The sequence below is a fragment of the Streptomyces olivaceus genome (assembly GCF_000721235.1).
Lineage (GTDB): Bacteria > Actinomycetota > Actinomycetes > Streptomycetales > Streptomycetaceae > Streptomyces > Streptomyces olivaceus.
Window position 1 is genome coordinate 1 of the sequence record NZ_JOFH01000132.1, and the last position, 513, is coordinate 513.

Genomic DNA, 513 nt, shown 5'->3' on the forward strand with positions numbered 1-513 from the left:
GTCGAACCTTGCCGCCGTCCAGGAGGCGAAAGACTTGGTCCTGGGTTTCAAGCAGGTCGTCCCAGATCGCCGACAGGGGCTCACGCGGGTATGCGAAGACCAGACGCGACACCTCGTCGTCGAGGAGGCCGAGCGTATCGTCACCTACTCGGTTCTGGTCGTTGCTCAGCAGGAACGCTTTCGCCCGTTGCACTGCCATCGTGCCCGTCCTTTTCATCTCGCTCAAGTTGACGCCGTTGTCGGCACCAACTGCACCTGGTGACGTGTCAGTGAGAGGAACGAAGGCTGACCCGGCCCCTTCGGGGACGTCGGTCCACAGGTCATCGATGCCGTAGTTCAACATCTCGACCACGACCCGTCGGAAGGCCCGCTGTGGCCTCCGGCCCTCGTAGATCCACCCTTCGATGGTTTTCAGGGCCGGTTCAGCGGTCTCCCCGAGCTTCGCGGCTGCTTCGCGATACCGAGGAAGGAAGTCCTCAGGGCTTCGCATTCCGCGGGCCGCGAGGACTTGCC

Annotated in this window: 1 pseudogene; it reads right to left on the reverse strand. The window is 63.2% G+C overall.

The annotated features are described in order from the left end of the window. A pseudogene (locus tag IG94_RS43990) lies at positions 1–343 on the reverse strand (hypothetical protein); the annotation flags it as partial. Positions 344–513 lie beyond the last annotated feature (170 nt).